This window comes from Pseudonocardia thermophila, assembly GCF_900142365.1.
GTDB lineage: Bacteria > Actinomycetota > Actinomycetes > Mycobacteriales > Pseudonocardiaceae > Pseudonocardia > Pseudonocardia thermophila.
Map to the genome: position 1 here is coordinate 156,656 of NZ_FRAP01000004.1, position 22,393 is coordinate 179,048.

The 22,393-nt window shown below is 72.8% G+C and carries 21 protein-coding genes; 13 read left to right on the forward strand and 8 right to left on the reverse strand.

What is annotated here, in order from left to right:
• Positions 1 to 4: 4 nt before the first annotated feature.
• The gene (locus tag BUE41_RS07130) at positions 5 to 1,300 is read right to left on the reverse strand and encodes a sensor histidine kinase (RefSeq protein WP_073456086.1); all 1,296 of its coding nucleotides are present in this window, start codon (positions 1,298 to 1,300) and stop codon (positions 5 to 7) included.
• A gap of 80 nt (positions 1,301 to 1,380) precedes the next feature.
• Positions 1,381 to 2,256 carry an enoyl-CoA hydratase/isomerase family protein gene (locus BUE41_RS07135; protein WP_084754545.1) on the reverse strand — a complete coding sequence of 292 codons (876 nt, stop codon included), beginning with the start codon at positions 2,254 to 2,256 and terminating at the stop codon, positions 1,381 to 1,383.
• A gap of 39 nt (positions 2,257 to 2,295) precedes the next feature.
• Between BUE41_RS07135 and BUE41_RS07140 the strand changes: the two genes are divergently transcribed.
• From BUE41_RS07140 to BUE41_RS07160, 5 genes are all read left to right on the forward strand, one after another.
• Complete coding sequence (locus tag BUE41_RS07140; RefSeq protein ID WP_073456087.1) at positions 2,296 to 2,958, forward strand: O-methyltransferase; 663 nt, start codon at positions 2,296 to 2,298, stop codon at positions 2,956 to 2,958.
• 287 nt (positions 2,959 to 3,245) lie between these two features.
• Complete coding sequence (locus tag BUE41_RS07145) at positions 3,246 to 4,040, forward strand: ABC transporter ATP-binding protein (protein WP_084754546.1); 795 nt, start codon at positions 3,246 to 3,248, stop codon at positions 4,038 to 4,040.
• Positions 4,037 to 5,254, forward strand: coding sequence for an ABC transporter permease (locus BUE41_RS07150; protein WP_073456089.1), 1,218 nt, complete (start codon positions 4,037 to 4,039; stop codon positions 5,252 to 5,254). Before BUE41_RS07145 ends, BUE41_RS07150 begins: the two co-directional genes overlap by 4 nt.
• Positions 5,255 to 5,301: 47 nt before the next feature.
• Positions 5,302 to 6,945 (forward strand): efflux RND transporter periplasmic adaptor subunit, encoded by a 1,644-nt coding sequence (locus tag BUE41_RS07155; RefSeq protein WP_084754547.1) that lies wholly within the window; start codon positions 5,302 to 5,304, stop codon positions 6,943 to 6,945.
• A gap of 97 nt (positions 6,946 to 7,042) precedes the next feature.
• Positions 7,043 to 8,200 carry an acyl-CoA dehydrogenase family protein gene (locus BUE41_RS07160; RefSeq protein ID WP_073456092.1) on the forward strand — a complete coding sequence of 386 codons (1,158 nt, stop codon included), beginning with the start codon at positions 7,043 to 7,045 and terminating at the stop codon, positions 8,198 to 8,200.
• Between the two features lie 148 nt (positions 8,201 to 8,348).
• Here the strand turns inward: BUE41_RS07160 and BUE41_RS07165 are convergent, their stop codons facing one another.
• Together BUE41_RS07165 and ctaC are read right to left on the reverse strand one after the other, a co-directional pair.
• A complete protein-coding gene (locus BUE41_RS07165) occupies positions 8,349 to 8,747 on the reverse strand; it encodes a cytochrome c oxidase subunit 4 (RefSeq protein WP_073456094.1) in 399 nt (132 codons plus the stop codon).
• A gap of 9 nt (positions 8,748 to 8,756) precedes the next feature.
• Positions 8,757 to 9,704 (reverse strand): aa3-type cytochrome oxidase subunit II, encoded by a 948-nt coding sequence (ctaC, locus tag BUE41_RS07170; protein ID WP_073456096.1) that lies wholly within the window; start codon positions 9,702 to 9,704, stop codon positions 8,757 to 8,759.
• A gap of 323 nt (positions 9,705 to 10,027) precedes the next feature.
• Here ctaC and asnB point away from each other — a divergent pair, with 323 nt between their 5' ends.
• From asnB to BUE41_RS07190, 3 genes are all read left to right on the forward strand, one after another.
• A complete protein-coding gene (asnB, locus tag BUE41_RS07175; RefSeq protein ID WP_073456098.1) occupies positions 10,028 to 11,944 on the forward strand; it encodes an asparagine synthase (glutamine-hydrolyzing) in 1,917 nt (638 codons plus the stop codon).
• A 94-nt stretch (positions 11,945 to 12,038) separates the two neighbouring features.
• Positions 12,039 to 13,733 carry an SAM-dependent methyltransferase gene (locus tag BUE41_RS29540; RefSeq protein WP_084754548.1) on the forward strand — a complete coding sequence of 565 codons (1,695 nt, stop codon included), beginning with the start codon at positions 12,039 to 12,041 and terminating at the stop codon, positions 13,731 to 13,733.
• Positions 13,734 to 13,787: 54 nt separating this feature from the next.
• Positions 13,788 to 14,573 carry an SAM-dependent methyltransferase gene (locus BUE41_RS07190; protein WP_073456099.1) on the forward strand — a complete coding sequence of 262 codons (786 nt, stop codon included), beginning with the start codon at positions 13,788 to 13,790 and terminating at the stop codon, positions 14,571 to 14,573.
• A 3-nt stretch (positions 14,574 to 14,576) separates the two neighbouring features.
• Here the strand turns inward: BUE41_RS07190 and BUE41_RS30675 are convergent, their stop codons facing one another.
• The gene (locus BUE41_RS30675) at positions 14,577 to 15,284 is read right to left on the reverse strand and encodes a class I SAM-dependent methyltransferase (RefSeq protein WP_084754549.1); all 708 of its coding nucleotides are present in this window, start codon (positions 15,282 to 15,284) and stop codon (positions 14,577 to 14,579) included.
• 69 nt (positions 15,285 to 15,353) lie between these two features.
• Between BUE41_RS30675 and BUE41_RS07200 the strand changes: the two genes are divergently transcribed.
• Positions 15,354 to 16,319 carry a helix-turn-helix transcriptional regulator gene (locus BUE41_RS07200; RefSeq protein WP_073456102.1) on the forward strand — a complete coding sequence of 322 codons (966 nt, stop codon included), beginning with the start codon at positions 15,354 to 15,356 and terminating at the stop codon, positions 16,317 to 16,319.
• Here BUE41_RS07200 and BUE41_RS07205 read toward each other — a convergent pair.
• From BUE41_RS07205 to BUE41_RS07215, 3 genes are all read right to left on the reverse strand, one after another.
• Entirely contained in the window at positions 16,271 to 17,200 is a 930-nt protein-coding gene (locus BUE41_RS07205; RefSeq protein WP_200803805.1) for a carbohydrate kinase family protein, read from the reverse strand. The two genes, BUE41_RS07200 and BUE41_RS07205, sit on opposite strands and share 49 nt — an antisense overlap.
• Positions 17,201 to 17,354: 154 nt before the next feature.
• The gene (locus tag BUE41_RS07210) at positions 17,355 to 17,717 is read right to left on the reverse strand and encodes a HesB/IscA family protein (protein ID WP_073456103.1); all 363 of its coding nucleotides are present in this window, start codon (positions 17,715 to 17,717) and stop codon (positions 17,355 to 17,357) included.
• Between the two features lie 102 nt (positions 17,718 to 17,819).
• Positions 17,820 to 18,935 carry a glycerate kinase family protein gene (locus tag BUE41_RS07215; RefSeq protein ID WP_073456104.1) on the reverse strand — a complete coding sequence of 372 codons (1,116 nt, stop codon included), beginning with the start codon at positions 18,933 to 18,935 and terminating at the stop codon, positions 17,820 to 17,822.
• 51 nt (positions 18,936 to 18,986) lie between these two features.
• Between BUE41_RS07215 and BUE41_RS07220 the strand changes: the two genes are divergently transcribed.
• The 4 genes from BUE41_RS07220 to BUE41_RS07235 all read left to right on the forward strand — a co-directional run bounded on the left by BUE41_RS07220 (position 18,987) and on the right by BUE41_RS07235 (position 22,373).
• Positions 18,987 to 19,652: a DUF3043 domain-containing protein gene (locus BUE41_RS07220; protein WP_073456105.1), complete on the forward strand. Its 666-nt coding sequence runs from the start codon at positions 18,987 to 18,989 to the stop codon at positions 19,650 to 19,652.
• Positions 19,653 to 20,063: 411 nt separating this feature from the next.
• Positions 20,064 to 20,585, forward strand: a complete 522-nt coding sequence (gene cobU / locus BUE41_RS07225; protein WP_073456107.1) for a bifunctional adenosylcobinamide kinase/adenosylcobinamide-phosphate guanylyltransferase — start codon at positions 20,064 to 20,066, stop codon at positions 20,583 to 20,585.
• 43 nt (positions 20,586 to 20,628) lie between these two features.
• The gene (locus BUE41_RS07230) at positions 20,629 to 21,642 is read left to right on the forward strand and encodes a nicotinate-nucleotide--dimethylbenzimidazole phosphoribosyltransferase (RefSeq protein ID WP_143172011.1); all 1,014 of its coding nucleotides are present in this window, start codon (positions 20,629 to 20,631) and stop codon (positions 21,640 to 21,642) included.
• The gene (locus BUE41_RS07235) at positions 21,639 to 22,373 is read left to right on the forward strand and encodes an adenosylcobinamide-GDP ribazoletransferase (RefSeq protein WP_073456110.1); all 735 of its coding nucleotides are present in this window, start codon (positions 21,639 to 21,641) and stop codon (positions 22,371 to 22,373) included. Before BUE41_RS07230 ends, BUE41_RS07235 begins: the two co-directional genes overlap by 4 nt.
• Positions 22,374 to 22,393 lie beyond the last annotated feature (20 nt).

The following is a 22,393-nucleotide window of genomic DNA, read 5'->3' on the forward strand; positions in this document are numbered from 1 at the left end:
CGAATCATGCCCCGGCACCGAGCCCGCGCAGCGGAATTTCCGCGGTCAGCACCGTCGGGCCGCCGGGCGGGCTGTGCACGTCGAGCGCGCCCTCCACGGTGGCGAGCCGATCGGCGAGCCCGGCCAGACCGTGGCCCTTGCCGATGTGGGCGCCGCCACGGCCGTCGTCGCGGACCTGGACGAGCAGCCGGTCCCCGTCGACCCGCACGGCGACCGTGACGAGCGAGGCGTCCGCGTGCTTGGCCGCGTTCGCCAGTCCCTCGGTGACGACGAAGTACGCGGTGGTCTCCACGGCGTCGGCGAGCCGGACGCGATCGGGCAGATCGATCTCCAGCGCCACCTCGACGGGGCTGCGCGCGGCCGCGGCGGCCAGTGCGGCGGACAGCCCGCGGTCGGCCAGGATCGGCGGGGCGATGCCGCGGGAGAGCGCCCGCAGCTCGGTGAGCGCCTCCCGACTGTGGTCGAGCGCCTCCCCGACGAGCGCGCGGGCCTTGTCCGGATCGGCGGCGTCGAGCCGCCGGGCGGCTGCCTCGAGGTCCATCGTGAGCCGGACCAGCCGCTGCTGCGGACCGTCGTGGATGTCGCGCTCCAGACGGCGCAGCGTCTGCGCCTCGGCCTGCACGGCGGAGCGGCGGCTCGACTCCAGCTGCGCGGCACGGGCCCGCAGCGCCGCGCTCTCGTTCGTCAGCAGCGCGCTGGCCAGGCCGGCCCGGATCGCGGTCATCAGCGACAGCACCGCCGGCGCGAGCAGCAGCACGACGACGCCGAGCACGGTGTGCAGCGTCCGTTCGAGCACGGCCGAGCGGATGCCGGTGATGAGCCACAGGAGGCCGTCGCCGTCGTCGGGCAGCGCCCACATCCACAGGAACGCCAGCAGTTCGCCGATCCCGGCGACCACCCACGTGACGGCGACGACGAACGTCGTGATCCGCACGGGGAAGGCGACGATCGCGTGCACCAGGTCGCGCCAGAGCTGCGGATCGGCGAGCCGGCTCACGGCCCGGCGCAGCCCGCCGGAGAGCTCCCGGTAGTGGTGCGGCGGGAGCGACCGGCCCAGGACCTGCTCGGTGGAGCGGCGTTCGAGCTCGGCGAACCACCGGCTCACCGCGAGCGTGGCGGCGAGGACGGGGATGCCGATCCAGACCACCAGCGTGCCGGCGCCGACCGAGAGACCGGCGGTGGCCAGCACGAACGCCGGGACGGCGAGGAACAGCCCCGTCACGTGGTAGCCGAGCTGCCGCCCGGCGCGCACCGCAAGGGGTACCGCCGTGGGTCCGGCGCTCGCGGTCGTGTCCGTCATGGCTCCCAGCCTCGCCGTGGCGCCCGGGCGGACCCAGCCGGAGCGCCCCCTGCCCAGGGTAGGGCCAACCCGACCCCGGATCAGCGGAAGTCGGGCGCCCGCTTCTCCCGGTGCGCGGCCAGTCCCTCGCGCACCTCGGCCTGCCCGAACCCGTACATCTCCAGCGCGAGCGACGCGTCGAACGCCGGCCCCGCGCTGCGGTACCAGTTGTTCAGCGCCATCTTGGTGAACGAGATGGCCTGCGGGGCGCCCGCGGCGAGCGTGCGCGCCACCTGCAGCGCGCGCTCCTGCACCTCGTCGTCGTCCACGACGAGCGAGACCAGCCCGATCCGCTCGGCCTCCTCGCCGGTGATCGGCTCGCAGGTGAGCAGGTAGTACTTGGCCTTCGCCATACCGCACAGCAGCGGCCAGCAGATCACGGCGTGGTCACCCGCCGCCACACCGAGCCGGGTGTGCCCGTCGACGATCTTGGCGGTGCGTGCGGCGACCGACACATCGGCGAGCAGCGCGACCGCGAGCCCCGCGCCGACGCACGGCCCGTGGATGGCCGAGACGACCGGCTTCGAGCAGTTGATCACGTTGTACACGAGGTCGCGGGCCTCGCGCAGCACCCGGCTGCGCTGCGCCGGGTCCTCCACCATCGTCTCGATGAGGTCGAACGAGCCGCCCGCGCTGAAGGCCCGGCCCTCCCCGCGCACCAGCACGACACGCACGGCGGGATCGCGGTCGATCACCGGCCAGATGTCGGCGAGCTGCTGGTGCGCGTCGGGGCCGACGGCGTTGAGGTTCGGCCCGTCGAGCACGATCCGCAGGATCCCGTCCTCGGGCCGGTCGATCCGCAGCGCGGAGAAGGCGGCGTAGGTCTCAGCGGCGCGGTTCTGCGCAGCGTGGCCCTGTGCGGCGTGGTCCTGTGCGGCGTGGTTCTCAGCGGCGTGGTTCTCAGCAGGGTCCGGCACGACGACCGACCCTAGCCTGAGCGGATGGACCCTGAGCGGATGAACCCGACGCTGTGGACGACCGTCGATCGCTACTGGACTGAGCAGCTGCACGACGCAGACCCGGTGCTCGACGCCGCACTCGCCGCCAACGCGGCAGCCGGACTCCCGGCGATCGACGTTTCACCCGCGCAGGGCAAGCTGCTGCACCTCCTGGCCCGGCAGGCGCGCGCCCGGCGGATCCTGGAGATCGGCACGCTGGGCGGCTACTCCACGATCTGGCTGGCCAGGGCCCTGCCGCCGGACGGGATCCTCGTCACCTGCGAGCTGAACCCGCACCACGCCGAGGTCGCCACCGCGAACCTCGCCCGCGCCGGGCTGGCGGATCGGGTCGACGTGCGGATCGGGCCGGCTCTGGACACGCTCGTGGCGCTGCCCGCGGACGAGCCGTTCGACGTCGCGTTCGTCGACGCCGACAAACCCTCCAACACCGACTACTTCCGGCAGTGCCTGCGGCTCGTGCGACCGGGCGGGACGATCGTCGTCGACAACGTGGTGCGCGGCGGCGCGATCGTCGACGCCGACAGCACGGACCGGAACGTGCTCGGGACCCGGCAGCTCGCCGAGGCCGTCGCCGCTGAGGAGCGGGTGGACGCCACGGTCATCCAGACCGTGGGCAGCAAGGGCTACGACGGGTTCCTGCTGGCGCTCGTGCGGGAGTGAGCGCTCCCCGCTGCTCTGCGTCGCCCATCCGCTACCGGATCGAGGACGCCCTGCCCCGAACGGCCCAGCGACGAGCCGGGGACGCGCGAACCGCGCCGAGGTTGCCCACCTCGCCGATAACGGTTTCGAAACACTCATCGCCGCAGGTCACCGGCGGTATCCGCGGAACCGGGATGCTGAGAATTCCTCAGTCCGGGTGACCGGCACACTCGTTACGTCGCGTGCACCATGTCGTTGGGCCAACCGAGTGGCTGCGCGCGGCGAGGTCGGCCACGGGCAGGGGGACGATGATCGAGCTGGAGGCGGTCTCGAAGGTCTACCGGACCGGGGCCATCGAGCTGCGCGCGCTCGACGACATCAACCTCACCATCGAGGACGGCGACCTCGTCGCGATCATGGGTGCCTCGGGCTCCGGCAAGAGCACCATGATGAACATCCTCGGCTGCCTCGACGCCCCCACGTCGGGGACCTACCGGCTCGACGGCATCGACGTCGGCAAGCTGCGGGAGAACGCGCTCGCCGACATCCGCAACAAGAAGATCGGGTTCGTCTTCCAGTCGTTCAACCTGATCCCGCGCACGTCCGCGATCCGCAACGTGGAGCTGCCGATGGTCTACGGCGGCGGCCGCAACCGCCGCGAGCGGGCCCGGCGCGCCCTGGAGCGGGTGGGGCTGGGCGACCGGCTGAACCACATGCCCAACGAGCTGTCCGGTGGTCAGCAGCAGCGGGTCGCGGTGGCCCGCGCCCTGGTCATGGACCCGACGATGATCCTTGCCGACGAGCCCACCGGCAACCTCGACACCGCCTCGACGATCGACATCATGAACCTGTTCGTCGAGCTCAACGACGCCGGGCGGACCGTCGTGCTGATCACGCACGAGCCCGAGGTCGCCGAGTTCGCCAAGCGGGTCGTGACCCTGCGCGACGGGCACATCATCAGCGACGTCCGCCAGGAGCAGAACCGCGAGCACGTGGTGCCCCCGGACGGGCGCACCGAGCGGTTCGCCAGGATCGATCCTGCCGGGCCCGCGGGCCCGGACGACGCGACCGGGCCGGTGCTGCACAAGGACGGCGGCCGGTGAACGTCTGGGAAGCCGCGCGCATCGCGCTGCACGGCCTGCGCTCCAACCGGCTGCGGTCGGTGCTGACGATGCTCGGCATCATCATCGGCGTCGCCGCGGTCATCCTCTTGGTCGCGTTCGGCAACGGGCTGCAGACCTACATCAACGAGGCGTTCGGGCCGCTGGCCAACCAGCTCACGATCTCCAAGACCCAGGGCAGCCTCAGCGGCAGCGGCGAGCCGAAGGACCTCACCGACGGCGACGTCGAGGCCCTGTCGAACTCGGTGAAGGCGCCCGACATCCTCTCGGTCACCCCGATCGTCAACGGGGTCGCGAACGTCCAGGCCAGCGGCGCCACCACCCGGGCCAGCGTCGTCGGGACCACCGCCGACTACTTCGCCGTGACCGACCGCGAGCTCGTCGTCGGCGAGTACTTCGACGAGCAGCAGGTGCGCAACAAGGCCAAGGTCGCCGTCCTGGGCCCGAACGTGGTCGCGGACCTGTTCGGCGGCGACGCCGGCGCCGCGCTCGGCAAGCAGGTGCGGGTCGGGCGCACGTCGTTCCGGGTCATCGGGGTGGTGACGCCGAACGGCCAGCAGGACGACGTCGTGTTCATGCCGCTGGGCACGGCGCGCGCCTACCTGCTCGGCGGCGGCGACGAGGTCAACCAGATCATCGTCCGCGCTACCTCGACCAACGAGGTCGACGCGGCCGAGGCGCAGATCAACGCGATCCTCGACGACCGGCACCGCATCCGCGAGCCCGAAGCCCGCGACTTCAACGTGCTCAAGCTGCAGACCCTGCTCGACCAGTCGTCGCAGGTGCTGTCGTTCGTCACGCTGTTCACCGCGGCCGTCGCGGGGATCTCCCTGGTCGTCGGCAGCATCGGCGTCGCGAACATCATGCTCGTCACCGTCACGGAGCGGACCCGCGAGATCGGCATCCGCAAGGCCATCGGCGCGCGGCGGCGAGCGATCCTGCAACAGTTCCTGATCGAGTCGATGATGCTGTCCGGCATCGGCGGGATCATCGGGATCCTGCTCGGCATCGGCCTGTCCGCGGCGGCCGGCGTCGTGCTCCCGGCGCTGGTGCAGGACTTCCCCGCGCCCGTCGTCTCGCCCGGCTCGGTGATCCTGTCGTTCTCGATCAGCCTGATCATCGGCCTGATCGCGGGCGGCTACCCCGCCAACCGCGCAGCGCGCCTGCGCCCGATCGAGGCGCTGAGGTACCAGTGATCACGCTCCCCGGCCCCCGTGGCCCCCGACCCCGAAAGGCACTCCCCATGGCCGGAAAGAGGCACCTCACGGCGGGCCTCGCGGCAGTGGCCGTGCTGGTCACGGCGTGCAGTGGTGACAGCTCCCCGGTGCCGACGGTCAGGGTGGACCGCGGCCCGGTCACGACCTCCGTGTCGGCGTCCGGGACACTCGTGTCGATCGACGAGCAGAACCTCGGGTTCGCCGACCGCGGCCAGATCGCCGAGATCCTGGTCAAGGTCGGCGACGAGGTCCGCGCCGGGGACGTGCTCGCCCGGCTCGACGACGGGGCGCTCACCCAGGCGCTCAAGTCAGCGCAGGCGAAGCTGGACCAGCAGCGCGCGTCGCTCGGGAAGATCACCGGCAGCTACTCGATCGAGGGCGCGCAGGCGGCGCTCGACGCCGCGCGGGCCGTGCTGGAGGCCACCGAGGCCAACGTCCACGCCATCAACGAGGCCAACGCCGCGGCCACCCGGCGGGCGGAGGTGCAGCTGGAGTTCGACCGGGATGTGCTGCGTCAGACGAAGAAGGCCAACGCTAGTGGCTGTCAGACCCAGGACAACAACAACGCCCGGATCACTACCACGGACGACCAGAGCAGTAGCAGCGGCTCGGACCGCGGACGGAGCGGTCTCCTCCGCCCCAACAGCATGGGCGAGCCAACGACCGCGGCGCCCGTACGTCCGATCGCCTTCAGTCGCCCGATGGACGACGATGACGACGACGGCTTCGACGCCTCGTCGTGCCCAGCCGTGCAGAACGCGCAGCGCCAGGTGATCGCCTCCGAGACCGCGCTCGTCCAGGCCCGCCACACCGAGGAGACCGCCCGCACCCAGGGCCGGATCTCGATCGAGAACGCCCGCGCCAACGTCGTGCAGGCGGAGAACACCCTGGAGAGCGCCAAGCGCGACAACTCCGCCGACACGAAGGTGCAGGAGGCGGTGCTGCGCGACGCGGAGATCGCCGTCGAGAGCGCCCAGCGCGACCTGGAGAACGCCACGCTGCGCGCCCCGGTCGGCGGGGTCGTGGCGGCGATCAACGCCACGGTGGGCGAGTTCATCCCGGCCGCGTCCGGCGGCACCCCGCAGGCGCCCGGCTCCACGGCCCGGCTGCCCGGCGCGGTCGGCGGCACCGACGCGTCGGCCACGAGCCTGGGCGGCGGTGGTGGCGCGTTCATCACGCTGACGAACGTCGACACGTTCCAGCTGGTGGTGCCGTTCGAGGAGTCCGACGCCGCGCAGATCAGCCCGAACCAGCAGGTCGAGGTGAGCATCGACGCGATCCCCGGCCTGGTGAAGCCGGGCACCGTGGTCGCGGTGGCCCCCAGTGCGGAGACGATCTCCGGGGTCGTGAGCTACTACGTCACGATCGTGCTGAACGAGACCGACCCGCGGCTCAAGGACGGCCAGACCGCCCAGGCCGACGTCATCACGAAGTCGGTCGAGAACGTCCTGCGGGTGCCGTCCACCGCGGTGCGCCAGGACGCCGCGCTGGGGTCCGTGGTGAACATCCCCGGCCCGGACGGCGAGCCGGTGCCGACCCCGGTCACCACCGGCCTGCAGGGCGACGACTTCACCGAGATCACCTCGGGGCTGCGCGAAGGCCAGGAGATCGTCCTGCCGCAGGCCACCGTCTCGACGATCGATCCGCGGGGCCCGCGGAACGGCGGCTGACCCTGACGACCCGGATAGTCGGGGTTGTTGCAGGAGAGCCGCTTTCCCGCCAGATTCCGGCGGGAAAGGGGCTTTCCCGCCATCGACCGGAGGTGCCGTGGATCCCGCTGACCTCACCGACATCCTGACCGCCGTCCGGAAGTTCGTCCGCGACGACGTCGTCCCGCTCGAAGAACAGATCGACGCCGAGGACGCCATCCCCGACCACATCATCGCGACGTGCAAGGAGATGGGCCTGTACGGCTTCGCGATCCCCGAGGAGTACGGCGGCCTGGGGATGTCCATGGTCGAAGAGGTGCAGCTGGCGTTCGAGCTGGGCTGGACCACCCCAGCGCTGCGGTCGCTGTTCGGCACCAACAACGGGATCGCCGGGCAGGTGCTCATCACCGGCGGCACGGAGGAGCAGCGGCGGGCCTGGCTGCCGCGGCTGGCGTCGGGCGAGGTGACCGCGGCGTTCGGGCTCACCGAGGCCGAGGCGGGCTCGGACCCGTCGTCGCTCACCACGTCCGCCCGCCGCGACGGCTCCGACTGGGTGCTCAACGGGGCGAAGCGCTACATCACGAACGCGCTCGTCGCCGACGTCGTCATGGTGTTCGCCCGCACCGACCCGGACGCGCCGGGCAACCGCGGCATCTCCACGTTCCTGGTGCCGGCCGGCACGCCGGGACTGTCCTTCGGGCCGCGCGACCACAAGATGGGCCAGATGGGCACCTGGACGTCCGACGTCTACCTCGACGACGTCCGGGTGCCGGCGGACCACCTGGTCGGCGGCGAGGAGGGGCTGCACAACGGGTTCCGCATCGCCGCGAAGTGCCTCTCGCACGGGCGGACGCACATCGCGGCGCTGTGCGTGGGGATGGCCGACCGGCTGGTGCACGAGTCGATCGAGTTCGCCAGGACCCGCACCCAGGGCGGCCGCCCGATCGCGGCGTACCAGCTGATCCAGGGGCTGATCGCGGACTCGGTGACCGACTACCGGGCCGGGCGCGCCCTCGTGCTCGACGTGGCGCGCCGCTACGACGACGGCACCGACCGGATCTCCGGGCCGTCGGTGGCGAAGTACTTCGCGTCGGAGATGGTGGGCCGGGTGGCCGACCGCGCCGTGCAGATCCACGGCGGCTCGGGCTACATGCGCGGCGTGCCGGTCGAGCGCTTCTACCGCGACGTGCGTCTGTTCCGCATCTACGAGGGGACGTCGCAGATCCAGCAGGTGATCATCGCCCGGGACGCCCTCGGCCCGGCTGCTCGCGGCTGACGCGACGAACGGCCCTTTCGTCCACTCCTGGTGGACGAAAGGGCCGTTCGTCGTCCCCGGGCCCTGCGGATCACATGGGCCCGGGAAACGGCGAGGGCCCAGGCGCACACAGCGCCCGGGCCCTCGTCACCGCAGAGGAAGTGGTCCGTCAGTGGCTGCGCGGCGGCAGGTGGTACTCGAACACCAGCCCGCCCACGGCCAGCAGCACCAGCACCGCACCGATGACCAGCAGCCACACCTGCCAGAACGCGAGCGCGACCCCGCAGACGGCGCACGCCGCGGCCACGCCCATCGGCCAGTAGCTGCCGGGCGAGAAGAACCCGACGTCGCCGGCACCGTCGGACACCTCGGCGTCCGGGTTGTCCTCCGGGCGCTGCTCCAGCCGCCGCGACACGAACCGGAAGTACGTGCCGATGATCAGGCCGAGGCCACCGGTGAGGAACAGCGCGGCCACGCCCACCGGCTCCTGCGTGAGGACCGTGTAGACGATGCCGCAGAGGAAGAAGAACCCGGCGCAGATCTCGAAGATCCGGGACTCGATCTTCATGGTTGCCTCTCAGCTCCCCGCGGCGCTCGGCGGCAGCTGGGCCGAACGGTACGTGCGGTCGGTCGGGAACGGGTAGGTGGTGGTCGCCAGCGGCGCGCAGAGCTCACCGCAGGTCGGGTCCTCGCGGCCGACCGCGGCCAGCGCCTCGCCCGCCGTGTACGGCGCCCCCGTGGCCGGGTTGACCTGGGTGCGCAGCTCGAGCCAGCGGTCGAAGCGAACCGGCGACAGCGCGCGGACCTCGAAGTTCATCATCGCGTGGTAGGCGCCGCACAGCTCGGCGCAGCGGCCCACGAACGCGCCCTCACGGTCGATCCGGTCGATCACCCACGTCGGGTCCTGGTCGTTCTTGTCCGGCAGCGGGAACACGTCCCGCTTGAACAGGAACTCCGGCACGTAGAACGAGTGGATGACGTCGTTGGAGTACTGGTTGAAGGTGATGCTCCGCTCGGTCGGCAGCACCAGGATCGGGATGGTGTCGCTGGTCCCGATCGTCACGACGTCCTTGCCGTCCGGCGTGGTGTGCCCCGGGTAGGAGAAGTCCCAGTTCCACTGCTTCGCGGCGATGTCGACCGTCATGTCGGTCGCCTCGTCCTTGTCCGCGTAGTTCTGCACCAGGACGGTGAAGCCGAACAGGACGGCCACGATGATCGTCGGGATCACCGTGAAGACCAGCTCCAGCGGCAGGTTGTACTGCGTCTGCCGCGGGATGGCGTCGGCCGCCTCCTCCTTCTTCTTGCGGTGGAAGATCACCGCCCAGAACATGGCGCCCCAGGTCACGACGCCCACGACGAGCGCCGCCACCACCGAGCCGATCCACAGATGACGGATCTGCTCGGCCTGCGGGGTGACGCCCTCCGGAAAGCCGAAGCGGAGCACGTCCTCGATGCCGCACGCGGTGAGGAACGGCATGCTCAGGACGGCGAGGGCGGCGATCTTGAGCGCCCGGCGGGCCCCCAAACCTCCCCGCGGGTGCGCGGTCCCGCGACGCCCGTCTCGCTGTGCTCGGCCCACTGCCCGCCGCCTCCCACTGTCGTCGTCGCACGATCGATCGGCCCGGGCGGTTCCCCGGGCTTCTTCGACTTCGCGTAGAGATTAGCCGAGAGGTTCCCGTGCGCCAGGGTCGGGTGCACGTGTCGGTGACCACCCTGTGGATCAGCCGTGCAGATCGGCCGTGCAGATCGGCCGTGCAGATGAGCGCTGTCGATCAGCCCGGGGGCACCGCTGCGCCCCGCCCTCCCCCGACCGGGCCCGACGAGCCGGCGTCGGCATACTGGCTCGCTGTGTGCGGGCTGCTGGGACTGCTGACGGCGGAGGCCGATGCGGCCTCCCGGACCGACGCCATCGTGGAGGCGATGCGGCTCGCCCGGCACCGCGGGCCCGACGAGCCCGGGCGCGCCTGGCACGACCAGGACGTGGTCTTCGGGCACAACCGGCTGTCGTTCATCGACATCGACCACTCGCACCAGCCGATGACCTACCTCGGCGGCCGGTACGTGATGGTCTTCAACGGCGAGATCTACAACTACCTCGAGCTGCGCGAGGAGCTCGCCCGCGAGCACGGGGCCACCTTCGCGACCGAGGGCGACAGCGAGGCGATCCTCGCCGCCTACCACTACTGGGGCCCGGCAGGCGTCTCCCGGCTGCGCGGCATGTTCGCGTTCCTCATCTGGGACACCCAGGAGCGGGTGCTGTTCGGCGCCCGCGATCCGTTCGGGATCAAGCCGCTGTTCTACGCGGTCGGCTCGGCAGGGGCGGCGTTCGCCAGCGAGAAGAAGTGCCTCCTGCACCTCGCCCCGACCCTCGGGCTGCCCGGCGACCCCACCGGCACCGCGCTCGACCAGGTGGCCCTGCAGCACTACCTGACCCTGCAGTACGTGCCGGAGCCGGCGAGCATGCACCGCTCGATCCGCCGGATCGAGTCCGGCACCTGGTTCACGGTGCGTCCGGGCGGTGAGGTCGAGCAGGAGCGCTACTTCCACCCCACATTCCGCGGCACAGCCCCGGCGGCGACCGCCCCGGCCCGCATCGCCGAGGCGCTGCGCGACTCGGTCGCCAAGCACATGCGCGCCGACGTCACCGTCGGCGCGTTCCTGTCCGGCGGCATCGACTCCACGGCGATCGCGGCACTGGCCAAGGAGCACAACCCGGACCTGATCACCTTCACCACCGGGTTCGAGCGGGAGGGCTACTCCGAGGTCGACGTGGCCGCCGAGTCCGCGGCCGCGATCGGCGTGCGGCACGTCGTCCGCACGGTCAAGCCCGACGAGATGATGGAGGCGCTGCCGCTCATCGTCTGGTACCTCGACGACCCGGTGGCCGACCCGGCGCTGGTGCCGCTGTGGTTCATCGCCCGCGAAGCCCGCAAGCACGTCAAGGTGGTGCTCTCCGGCGAGGGCTCCGACGAGCTGTTCGGCGGCTACACGATCTACCGCGAGCCGCTCTCGCTCGCGCCGTTCGAGAAGGTCCCCGGCGTGCTGCGCCGGCTGCTCGGTCGGGTGTCCGCGGGACTGCCCGAGGGGATGCGCGGCAAGGACCTGCTCCGCCGCGGCGCGCTGCCGCTCGAGCAGCGCTACTACGGCAACGCCCGGATCTTCCGCGACGACCAGCTCGCGGCCGTCCTGCGCCAGTACGACCCGTGGCGCTCGCACACCGACGTGACCGCGCCCTACTACCGCGAGTCGGTCGGCTGGGACCCGGTCGCCCGCATGCAGCACGTCGACCTGTTCACGTGGCTGCGCGGCGACATCCTGGTCAAGGCCGACAAGATGACGATGGCCAACTCGCTGGAGCTGCGGGTGCCGTTCCTCGATCCCGAGGTCTACGCGGTCGCCTCCGAGCTGCCGCTGGAGGCCAAGATCGGCGAAGGCACCACGAAGCTCGCGCTGCGCAAGGCGCTCGACGGGATCGTGCCCCCGCACGTGCTGCACCGGCGCAAGCTCGGTTTCCCCGTGCCGATCAGGCACTGGCTGCGCGACGAGATGTACCCGTGGGCGCTCGACATCGTGCGCGACTCGCAGGCCGACCACCTCATCGACCTCGCCGCCGTGCGCAACCTGATCGAGGCGCACCGCGCCGGGCCCGTCGACCACAGCCGGCGCATCTGGACGCTGCTGGTGTTCCTGCTCTGGCACGGCATCTTCGTCGAGGAGCGGATCAAGCCCGAGGTGCCCGAACCCAGCTACCCGGTCCGGATCTAGATCACAGGTTCTCGATCACATACAGCCGGTCGGAGGCTCCAGCACCGGCCGTGGCCGTACTAGGGTTCGATCCGTCACTCGATGGGGGGCTCCCGTGACGGACGTGCGGCCCGGCTCCGCGACCGATGTGCCGCACCGCGCCCGCATGTGGAGCTACTGGCTGGGCGGGAAGGACCACTACGCCGCCGACCGGCGCTGCGCCGATGCGGTGTCGGCCGTCTACCCCCGAGCCGCCGAGGTGATCCGCGCGACCCACGGGTTCGTGCAGCGCGCCGTCCGCCACCTGGCCGAGCACGGCGTGCGCCAGTTCGTCGACGTCGGCCCGGGCCTCCCGGTCGATCGCGATCTGCGCCCCGCGCTGGGCGAGCTGGCCCCCGCCACCCGCGTCGTGCACATCGACCAGGACCCGTTCGTGCTGATCCGGGCCCAGGCGCTGCCGCCGAGCGGCACCGGCATCGACGTCTACCGCGACGCCGACCACCGTGACCCGGCCGCCCTGCTCGCCGCCGCTGCGACCGTCCTCGATCTGACCCGACCGGTGGCGGTGCTGTTCACCGGGGTGCTCGGCTACGTCCGCTCGCCGCAGCGCGCGGCGAAGATCGTCCAGGAAGTGGCCGCGGCGCTCGCGCCGGGCAGCGCGGTCGTCGTGTGGGAGGCCACCGCCACCAGCGCCGGGATGCGCAGCGCCATGGCGATCCGCAACGCCGACGGCGCCGGCTACGACCTCTGGGACGTCGCCGACCTGCGCAGCCTGTTCGCCGGGCTGGACCTGCTCGGCCCCGGGCTGGTACCGGTCGACGAGTGGTGGCCCGGCCGCGCGGTGACGAGCACCGCGCCGGCCGACGCGTACGGAGGCGTGGCCCGGGTCCCTGCCCGCACCGGCGCAGCGCCCGTCACCGGACCGATCACAGGGCCGATCACCGGGCCGATCACCGCACCGATCACCGCGGTCCCCCGGCCGGTCCCGGAGCCCGAGCCCGTCACCACCCCGATCACGGTCCTCGACGCCGCCCCGCCGCCGGCCGCCGAGCTGCGCACCGAGCGTCCCTCCCCGGCCCGCGTGTGGAACTACTGGCTGGGCGGGAAGGACCACTACGCGGCCGATCGAGCCGTCGGCGACGCGGTCCTCGCGCTCTACCCCGGGATCCGCGATCTCGCGGCCGCCTCTCGCCGGTTCCTCGTGCACACCGTGGACCACCTGGCCCGGTCGGGCGTGCGGCAGTTCCTCGACATCGGCTGCGGGCTGCCGACCCGGCCGAACACCCACGAGATCGCGCAGGCGGTCGTGCCCGACGCCCGCGTGGTCTACGTCGACAACGACCCGCAGGTGCTCATCCACTCCCGGGCCTTCCAGGCCGGGCGCGGCGGCGTCGTCACCTACATCGAGGCCGACCTGCGCGACACAGCGACCGTGCTCGCCCGGGCCGGTACCGACCTCGACCTGACGGCGCCCGTCGCCGTACTGTTCATGGGCGTGCTCGGCTTCGTCGACGCACCGGAGATGCACCACGCGGTGCGCTCGATCACGAGCGCGCTGGCGCCGGGCAGTCACCTGGTGCTCTGGGAGAGCACCGACACGAGCCCGCAGATCCAGGCCGCTGTGGCCGCCCAGACCGGGATGGGCCTACCCTACCGGCTGTCCACAGTGGCCGAGTTGCGGGACTGCTTCACCGGGCTCGAGCTGCTCGAACCCGGAATCGTCCCGATCAACGCGTGGCGTCCCGAGCAGCCGCAGCCCGTCCACGTCGACGGCTACGGTGGTGTCGCCCGCGTCGTCGGGCGGTGGTGACCGGATGTCGGCCGGGATTCCGGCCGACGACAACGAGGAGTAGGAACCCGAGCTGTGAGCGAACCCGTCGACCTGCAGACCGATGTCCCGCACGGCGCCCGCATCTGGAACTACTGGCTGGGCGGTAAGGACAACTACGCCGCCGACCGGGAGATCGGGGACGCGGTGGCCGCCGCCGTCCCGTTCGTCCGCCAGTACGCCCTGCTGACGCGGCAGTTCCTGATCCGCGCGGTGACCTATCTGGCCGCCGAGGCCGGCATCCGGCAGTTCCTCGACGTCGGCACCGGGTTGCCCACCGCCCAGAACACCCACGAGGTCGCGCAGGCCGTCGCGCCCGACGCGAAGATCGTCTACGTCGACAACGACCCGCTGGTGCTCGCCCACGCCCGCGCTCTGCTGGCCGGCACCACCAGCGAGGGGATCACCACCTACGTCGACGCCGACTACCGCGAGCCCGAGAAGGTGCTCGCCGGTGCGCGGGAGACCCTCGACTTCTCGCAGCCGGTCGCCGTGCTGTTCATGGGCGTGTTCGGCTACGTCGAGGCCGACGAGATGCACCGGGTCGTGCGCGAGATCGTCGGTGCCACGTGCTCGGGCAGCTACCTGGCCATGTGGGACGGCACCTCGACCAGCGAGGTGGCCATCGCCGGGGCGAAGGCGCAGGCCGACATGGGCTCGCCGTACCGCCTGTCCACCGTCGACGAGCTGGAGGAGTGCTTCAAGGGCCTCGAGATGGTGGAGCCCGGCCTGGTGCCGGTCACCCTCTGGCGGCCCGCGCCCGCCGCGATCGGCGCCCCCGAGCCGATCGACGCCTACGGCGGTGTCGGCCGTAAGCCCTGATCCTCAGGCAGGGGCGGCGCGCCACACAGACACTCCGCCGATCACCAGCCGCACGCGCTGCTGGTCGACGACGGTGAACCCGCCGTCGGCCAGCAGCTGTGGCACTTCCCCCGGTGTGAACACCGCCATCGGCAGGTTCCGCAGGGGGCCCACCGCGGGCAGCCGGCCCGGGCTGCCGTCGAAGTCCGCGAGCACCAGCTCACCGCCCGGCCGCAGCACCCGCCGCACCTCGGAGAGCATCGCCGTGCGCCCCAGCGGCTCCAGGTGGTGGAACATCAGCGAGGACAGCACCCGGTCCACCGACCCGTCGGCCAGCGGCAGGTCCTCGGCGTAGCCGACCTCCCAGCGGGCAGTGCGCACCGCGACGTCCCGGCTGCGCAGCGCGGCCCGGCGGGCGATCGCGAGGATCCGCTCGTCGGGATCGACGCCCACGAGCCGCGCCTCCGGGTGCTCGCGCCCGACGCGGCGCAGCAGCTGCCCGCTCCCGCAGCCCACGTCGACCACCACGGCCGGGCCCGCCCCGTCGAGCCGGGCCGCCTTCGCCGCAGCCGCGTACACCCACGGCGCGCCGATCAGCAGACCGAACGCGTCGTAGAGCCGGACCGACCGGTGATGCCCCAGCGCGGGCAGGAACGACCGATCCCCGTGGCCGTGCCCATGACCGCGCCCATGAGTGCGCTCTTGCTTCGAGTGTGAAGTTCTTTCGCTCATGGCCCCAGGCTGGCAGCCGGTCAGCCTGAGGGGATGTCGGATCCGCAGCGATGGTGGGACGATGTTCCGGTGTCGACCCTGCGCCGCTCCGGACGGCCCGTGCCGGTCCGCGGGCTCGACGTCCTGCCGGCCGGCCAGCGCGTGGCCGTGCACCGCATCGACGGCGGGCAGCACTCCCCGTTGGCCGCCGACCACACCCACGACTTCTTCGTGCTCACCTACGTCGCCGACGCCCCACCGGGCTCGCCGGTCCGGGCGGGCGATCTGCTCGTCGTCGCCCCCGGTGACCTGGTCGGCGCAACCGCGCTGGGCATCGCCGAGCACGACTGGCGCAGTCTGAGCGGCTGGGCGGTGCTGTTCGACGCCGACCTGCTCGGCGCGCAACCGGCGACGTCCCCGCTGGCCTGGGGCACCCATCCGCTGCTCGCCCCGTTCGTCGGCGGGCGCAGTCCCGGGATCGCCCGGCTGAGCGTGCCGCCGGAGGCCCGACCGGCGTGGACCGCGCGCGTCGAAGCGCTGGAGGCCGAGCTGGCGGAGCGCCGCAGCGGCTACCACGCCGCCGCTGTCGCCCACCTGACGCTGCTGCTCGTCGAGGTCGCCCGGCTCGCCGACGCCGACGGCCGGATCGTCGCGGACCTGCAGGACAACCGGGAGCCGCTGCTCGGCGAGGTCTTCGCGGTCATCGAGCGCCGCTACGCCGAACCGCTCTCGCTGCGCGACGTCGCGCGGGCCGTGGGCCGCTCCCCCGGCCACCTCACCACGCGCGTGCGGGAACGCACCGGCCGCACGGTGCTGGAGTGGATCACCGAGCGGCGGATGATGGAGGCCCGCAGGCTGCTCGCCACCACCGACGCGCCGGTCGCCGCGATCGGCGCGGCCGTCGGCGTCCCCGACCCCGGGTACTTCGCGCGGCTGTTCCGCCGCGAGCACGGCATGAGCCCTGCGGCGTGGCGGGACAGGGCGGCCGGCCCGGCGTCAGCCGAGGATCACTCCGGGAGGATCGCGGCGATCTCGGCCGCTGCGTCCGGCCCGTAGGCGTCGCGCAGCCGCTCGACGGCGACCGCGCGGTCCCAGGTCCATTCCTGCCCACCGTGCGACTCCAGCGTGGTCACCGCGATCAGGCAGCCCAGCTGGGCCGAACGCTCCAGCGACAGCCCCTGTGTGTGGGCGGCGAGGAACCCGGCGCGGAACGCGTCACCGACTCCGGTCGGATCGACCTTGCCGGTCTCGGGCACCACTCCGACCTTCAGCTCACTGCCGTCCCGGCAGACGATCTGCACACCGTTCTCACCGAGCGTCGTGATGCGGATGTCGACCCGCTCGGCCACCTGCGCAGGCGTCCACCCGGTCTTCTGCTGCAGCAGCTCCCACTCGTAGTCGTTCGTCATCAAGAAGCGGGCGCCGTCGACCAGGATCCGGATGTCCGGCCCGTCCATCCGCGTGACCTGCTGCGACACGTCCGCCACGAACGGCATGCCGAGCTCGAGGCACTGCCGGGTGTACTTCACCATCGCCGCCGGGTCGCTCGCCCCGATCAGCACCAGGTCCACGCCCAGCGCGGGCAGCCCGGACAGGTCGATGTCCACCGAGCGCGCCATCGCACCGCTGTAGAACGTGCCGATCTGGCGCATCGCGTCGTCGGTCGTGCAGATGAAGCGCGCCGTGTGCAGATCCGGGCAGACCAGGACCTGCGAGGTGTCCACGCCGTGGTCCTCCAGCCACTGCCGGTACTCGCCGAAGTCGGCGCCGACCGCGCCCACCAGCAGCGGCCGCTGCCCGAGCACGCCCAGGCCGAACGCGATGTTCGCGCCCGACCCACCCTTGTGGATCACCAGGTCGTCCACGAGGAACGACAGGGAGATCCGGTCGAGCTGCTCGGCGACGAGCAGCTCGTGGAACTTCCCGGGGAAGTGCATGAGGTGGTCGGTCGCGATGGACCCGGTCACGGCGATGGACACGAACCGCAACCCTACCTGGCGAAGACACCGAGGCCCCGGCCACGCAAGGTGGCCGGGGCCTCGGTGGGCGGGTCAGGTCTGTTGATCGCGTCAGTCCGATCGAGTCGCCCGATCAGTTGAACGAGTCGCCGCAGGCGCAGGACCCGGTGGCGTTCGGGTTGTCGATCGTGAAGCCCTGCTTCTCGATCGTGTCGACGAAGTCGATCACCGCACCGTCGAGGTACGGGGCGCTCATCCGGTCGACGCCCACCTTCAAGCCGTGGAACTCGCGGAAGAGGTCACCGTCGACGACCCGGTCGTCGAAGTACAGCTGGTACCGCAGGCCGGCGCACCCACCCGGCTGCACCTGGATGCGCAGGTGCATGTCGTCGCGGCCTTCCTGCTCGAGCAGGGATCGAGCCTTGAGGGCGGCGGCGTCGGTGAGCACGACGCCGTGCGTCTCGTTCTCGACGGACGTGGCGTTCTCGACGGTCATGGCTCTCCCAAACAACGAAGGCTCGTGCAGAATTCCCGGTCTCGAGTGTAGTCCCACGGCGTGGGAGACGACGGCTGCGCGCGTCACAGCGCCGGGAGCGGATCAGCGGCTCCACCGCTTCGCCACCCGCTCGGCGAGCGACGCCAGCGTGCCCGCCGGATCGGCCAGCGACGCCTCGAGCCCGGTCTGCTCGGCCACCCCGTACGCGGCCTCCACCCCGACCGCGGCCGCCTCCCGCCTGCCCACGCTCACCTGCCCGGCGAGCACGATGCACGGCACGCCGCGCTCGGCGGCCCCGCGGGCGACCGCGGTGACGAGCTTGCCGCGCAGCGACTGCCAGTCGAAGCTGCCCTCACCGGTGATCACGAGCCCGGCCCGGTCCAGCGCCGCGTCCAGCCCGACCAGCCCGCGCACCAGCCCCGCACCGGACACCCGCTCGGCGCCCAGCGCCAGCAGCGCGGCACCCAGCCCGCCCGCGGCGCCGGCGCCCGGTTCGTCGCGCACGTCGCGGCCGGTGTGCTCGGCGAGCACGTCGGCGAAGCGGGCCAGGGACTCGTCCAGCACCGCGATCATGCGGTCGTCGGCGCCCTTCTGAGGGCCGAACACCGCGGCCGCGCCGTGCCGGCCCAACAGCGGGTCGTCCACATCGACAGCGGCGACCAAGCGGAGCCCGGCGATGTCCGGGCGCCCGTCGAGGCGCGCGACGTCGGCGAGGGCCGCGCCACCGGGCGGCAACTCAGCGCCGTCGGCGGCCAACGGGTGGGCGCCGAGCGCGGCGAGCATGCCCGCACCGCCGTCGGTGGTCGCCGAGCCGCCCAGGCCGACGACGATCTCCGTGGCGCCGGCCGCGATCGCCGCGCGGATCAGCTCGCCGACGCCGTGGGTGGTGACCGTGGCCGCCGTCTGCGGGGTGCGCTCGGCCCGCGGCACCAGGTGCAGCCCGCAAACGGCCGCGGACTCGACGTAGGCACACTCCCCCACCTGGAGCCAGGTTGCCGGCACCGGAGCGCCGGACGGGCCGATCACCGTCGTCGTGTGCAAGGTGCCGCCGAGGACCGCGTACAGCACGTCGACGAAGCCCGTGCCGCCGTCGGCGACCGGAAGCAGCTCCAGCTCGTCGCCCGGGGCGGTGCGCCGCCAGCCCTCCGCGATGGCGGCGGCCGCCTCCGGCGCGCTGAGGGTTTCGCCGAAGGAGTCCGGCGCCACGACCACCCGCATGCTGGTTCTCCCTGTTCTCCCCGGTCGCCGGGCCTCCCGTAGGCTAGCCACGTGAAGTTCCTGGGCCGCTCCACCGCCGCAGACTCGGCACCCGACGACGCCTCGGCGTCCGCGAAGAACGACGCGACCCAGAAGACGGCGGATCAGCCGACCGGGAAGAAGCCGGGCGCGAAGCCGCACGGCAAGGGGCGGCCGACGCCGAAGCGCCGGGAGGCCGAGGCCCGCCGCCGGGGGCCCGTGCCGCCGCCGCCCAGGACGCAGCGCGAGGCGATCAAGCGCGCCAAGGCCACCCGGCCCAGCAAGGAGGAGCGCCGCCGCCTCGCCGCCGAGCGCCGCGAGCGCATGGCCGCCGGCGACGAGCGCTACCTGCTGCCGCGCGACCGCGGCCCGGTCAAGGCCTACATCCGCGACGTCGTCGACTCCCGCCCGCACCTCATGGGCCTGTTCATGCCGCTCGCCGGGCTCGTGCTCATCTCCGCGCTGTTCCCGGTGCTCGCGGTGCAGCAGTACATGAGCCTGTTCACGATGATCGTCCTGCTCGTGATGATCGTCGAGGGTGTGCTGCTGGGGATCTCCACCACGCGCAAGGTGCGGGCGAAGTTCCCGAACGAGCAGATCAGGGGCCTGTCGATCGGGTGGTACGCGTTCACGCGCGCGAGCCAGCTGCGGCGGCTGCGGATCCCGAAGCCGCGGGTGCAGCGCGGCGCGAACGTCTAGGCCGGGATCGGTTCGGACCGCCCGCGAGTCCCGCGTTCCGGCCGGCGAGCCATGCACTCGGGCCAGCGAGTCCCGCATCCGGCCCGGCGAGTTGCCGTTGTCGGCGCGGCGAGTCCCGCATCCGGCCCCAGGTGGTCGACGTCCGTCTTCATCCGTCTTCGACCCGATCGGACGCGGCTTGTCGCGGGCACGCCGTAACGCGCAGCTCGCCGGGCGGAACGCAGGACTCGCTGGCCCGAACGCGGAACTCGCCGGGCTGGAGCGGGCAACTCGCCGGGCTGGAGCGGGCAACTCGCCGGGCTGGAGCGGACAACTCGCGCGGGACTCCTGACTCGCGCGCCGTCCTGTGACTCGCGCGCTGTACTAAGCCCGTCGCCGACCGGCCGCATCGCCGTCCCCTACCGTTTCCCCATGATCACGCTCGTGCTCGGCGGCACCCGCTCGGGCAAGTCCGGCCACGCAGAGTCCCTCCTGCCCGCCGACGAGCCGGTGCGCTACCTCGCCACCGCCCGGCGGATCGAGGGCGACGCCGAGTGGGAGGCCCGCATCGCCGCGCACCGCGCCCGCCGACCGCCGGCGTGGACCACGCTGGAGGGCGTCGACGTGGCCGCCACCATCGCCGCGGGCGGCGCACCCCTGCTGGTCGACGACCTGGCGACCTGGCTCACCGGGGTCCTCGACGACGCCGGGGCCTGGGACGCCCACCCGATGCCGTCGGTCGTGCAGGAACGGGTCGGCGAGCTGGTCGCCGCGGTCGCGAACGCCCCCGGCCGGGTCGTGCTGGTCTCGGCCGAGGTCGGGCTGGGGGTCGTCCCGCCCACCCGGGCCGGGCGGTTGTTCCGCGACGAGCTGGGCGCGCTCAACACGGCGCTGGCCGCCGTCGCCGACGAGGTCGTGCTGCTCGTGGCCGGGCTACCGCTGAAGCTGAAGTGACCCCCGGTTCGCAGTGCCGGACAGCGCTGTTAGGAAACACCCTGTGGATCTGCCCGCCGTCCCCGCTCCCGACGCCCAGGCCCGTCGCGCAGCGGTCGCCCGGTACACCGAGTCGGCGGTGGCCGACGGCGCGCTCGGCCGCCTCGCCGAGCTGGGCGTGTGGCTCGCCGCCACCCGCGGCACCTGCCCACCACCGCCACCCGCCCGGGCTCGGATCGTCGTGATCGCGGGCGACCACGGCATCGCCGAGGCCGGGGTATCGATGCACCCCGCCGGATCGACGGCGAAGCAGGTCGCCACGCTGCACCACACGACCTCCCCGGTGGCGACGCTCGCCCCGGAGGGCGGCGCGACGGTCCGCGCGATCGACGTGGCGCTCACCGCGGGTGAGCCGACCGAGGCCGGTCCCTACCGGGTCCGGGCGGGCAGCGGCCGGATCGACCGCGAGGACGCCCTCACCGAGGCCGAGACCACGCACGCCGTCGGCGTCGGCCGCGCGATCGCCGACGAGGAGGTCGACGCCGGCGCCGACCTGCTGGTCCCGGCGTCGCTCGGGGTCGGGGCGACGACGCCCGCCGAGGTGATCGTCGCGGCGTTGACCGGCACCGAACCCGTCGCGGTCGTCGGGCGCGGCAGCGGCATCGACGACAACGCGTGGATGCGCAAGGCCGCCGCCGTGCGCGACGCGCTGCGCCGCACGAAGGGGCACCGCAACGACCCCCTCACGCTGCTGCGGGTCGCGGGCGGCGCCGACATCGCTGCGCTCACCGGGTTCTGCCTGCAGGCCGCGCTGCGCCGCACCCCCGTCCTGCTGGACGGGGGCGTCGTCCCGCTCGCGGCCGCGATGCTGGCCGAGCGGCTCGCGCCCGGTGCGAAGCAGTGGTGGCTGCTCGCGCAGCGCTCCACCGACCCGGCTGCGGCGATCGCCGCCGAACGCCTCGATCTGGAGCCCCTCGTCGAGCTGGGGATCCGGCTCGGTGACGGCACCGGCGCCGCCGCGGCGATCCCCCTGATCCGGATGGCGGCGCTGCTTCTGGCGGGAGCCGCACCGGCGTGAGGGGGCTCGCGGTCGCGCTGTCGCTGCTCACCGTGCTGCCGGTGCGGGTGGCGACGGTCGACCGCGCTGCTGCGGCCGCCGCCCTGCGTTGGGCTCCGGCCGTCGGGTTGCTGCTCGGCACCGCCGCGGGCGGGCTCGCTGTCGGTCTCGCCGCCCTCGGCCTCCCGCCGCTGGTCGCCGGGCTGCTCACCGTCGGAGCGCTGGCGCTGGCCACCCGTGGCATGCACGTCGACGGGCTCGCCGACACCGCCGACGGCCTCGGCTGCTACGGCCCGCCCGAGCGGGCCCTCGCCGTGCTGCGCGACGGCGGCGCCGGACCGTTCGCGGTCGCGACGCTCATCGTCGTGCTCGGCACTCAGGCGGGCACGCTCGGCGCACTCGGAACCACGGCCGTCCCCGCCGCCGCGCTGGCCCTCGCCACCGGACGCGCGTCGTTCGCGTGGTCGTGCCGCCGCGGGGAGCCCGCGGCGCGGCCGGAGGGCCTCGGCGCGCTCGTGGCCGGGTCACAGCCGGTGTGGGTGGCCCCGCTGTGGTGGCTGGTGCTGGCCGCCGCGGCGGTGCCGCTGCTCGGCTGGCGCGGACCGGTCGCGGTGGCCTTCGCGGCGGCGGTGGCCGTGGCGCTGGCCCGGCACACGGCCCACCGGTTCGGCGGCGTCACCGGAGACGCGCTGGGCGCGGCGACCGAGCTGGCCACCACCGCGGCGCTGATCGTCCTCGCCACCGGGGCCTGAGCCCCCCAAACGCAACGAAC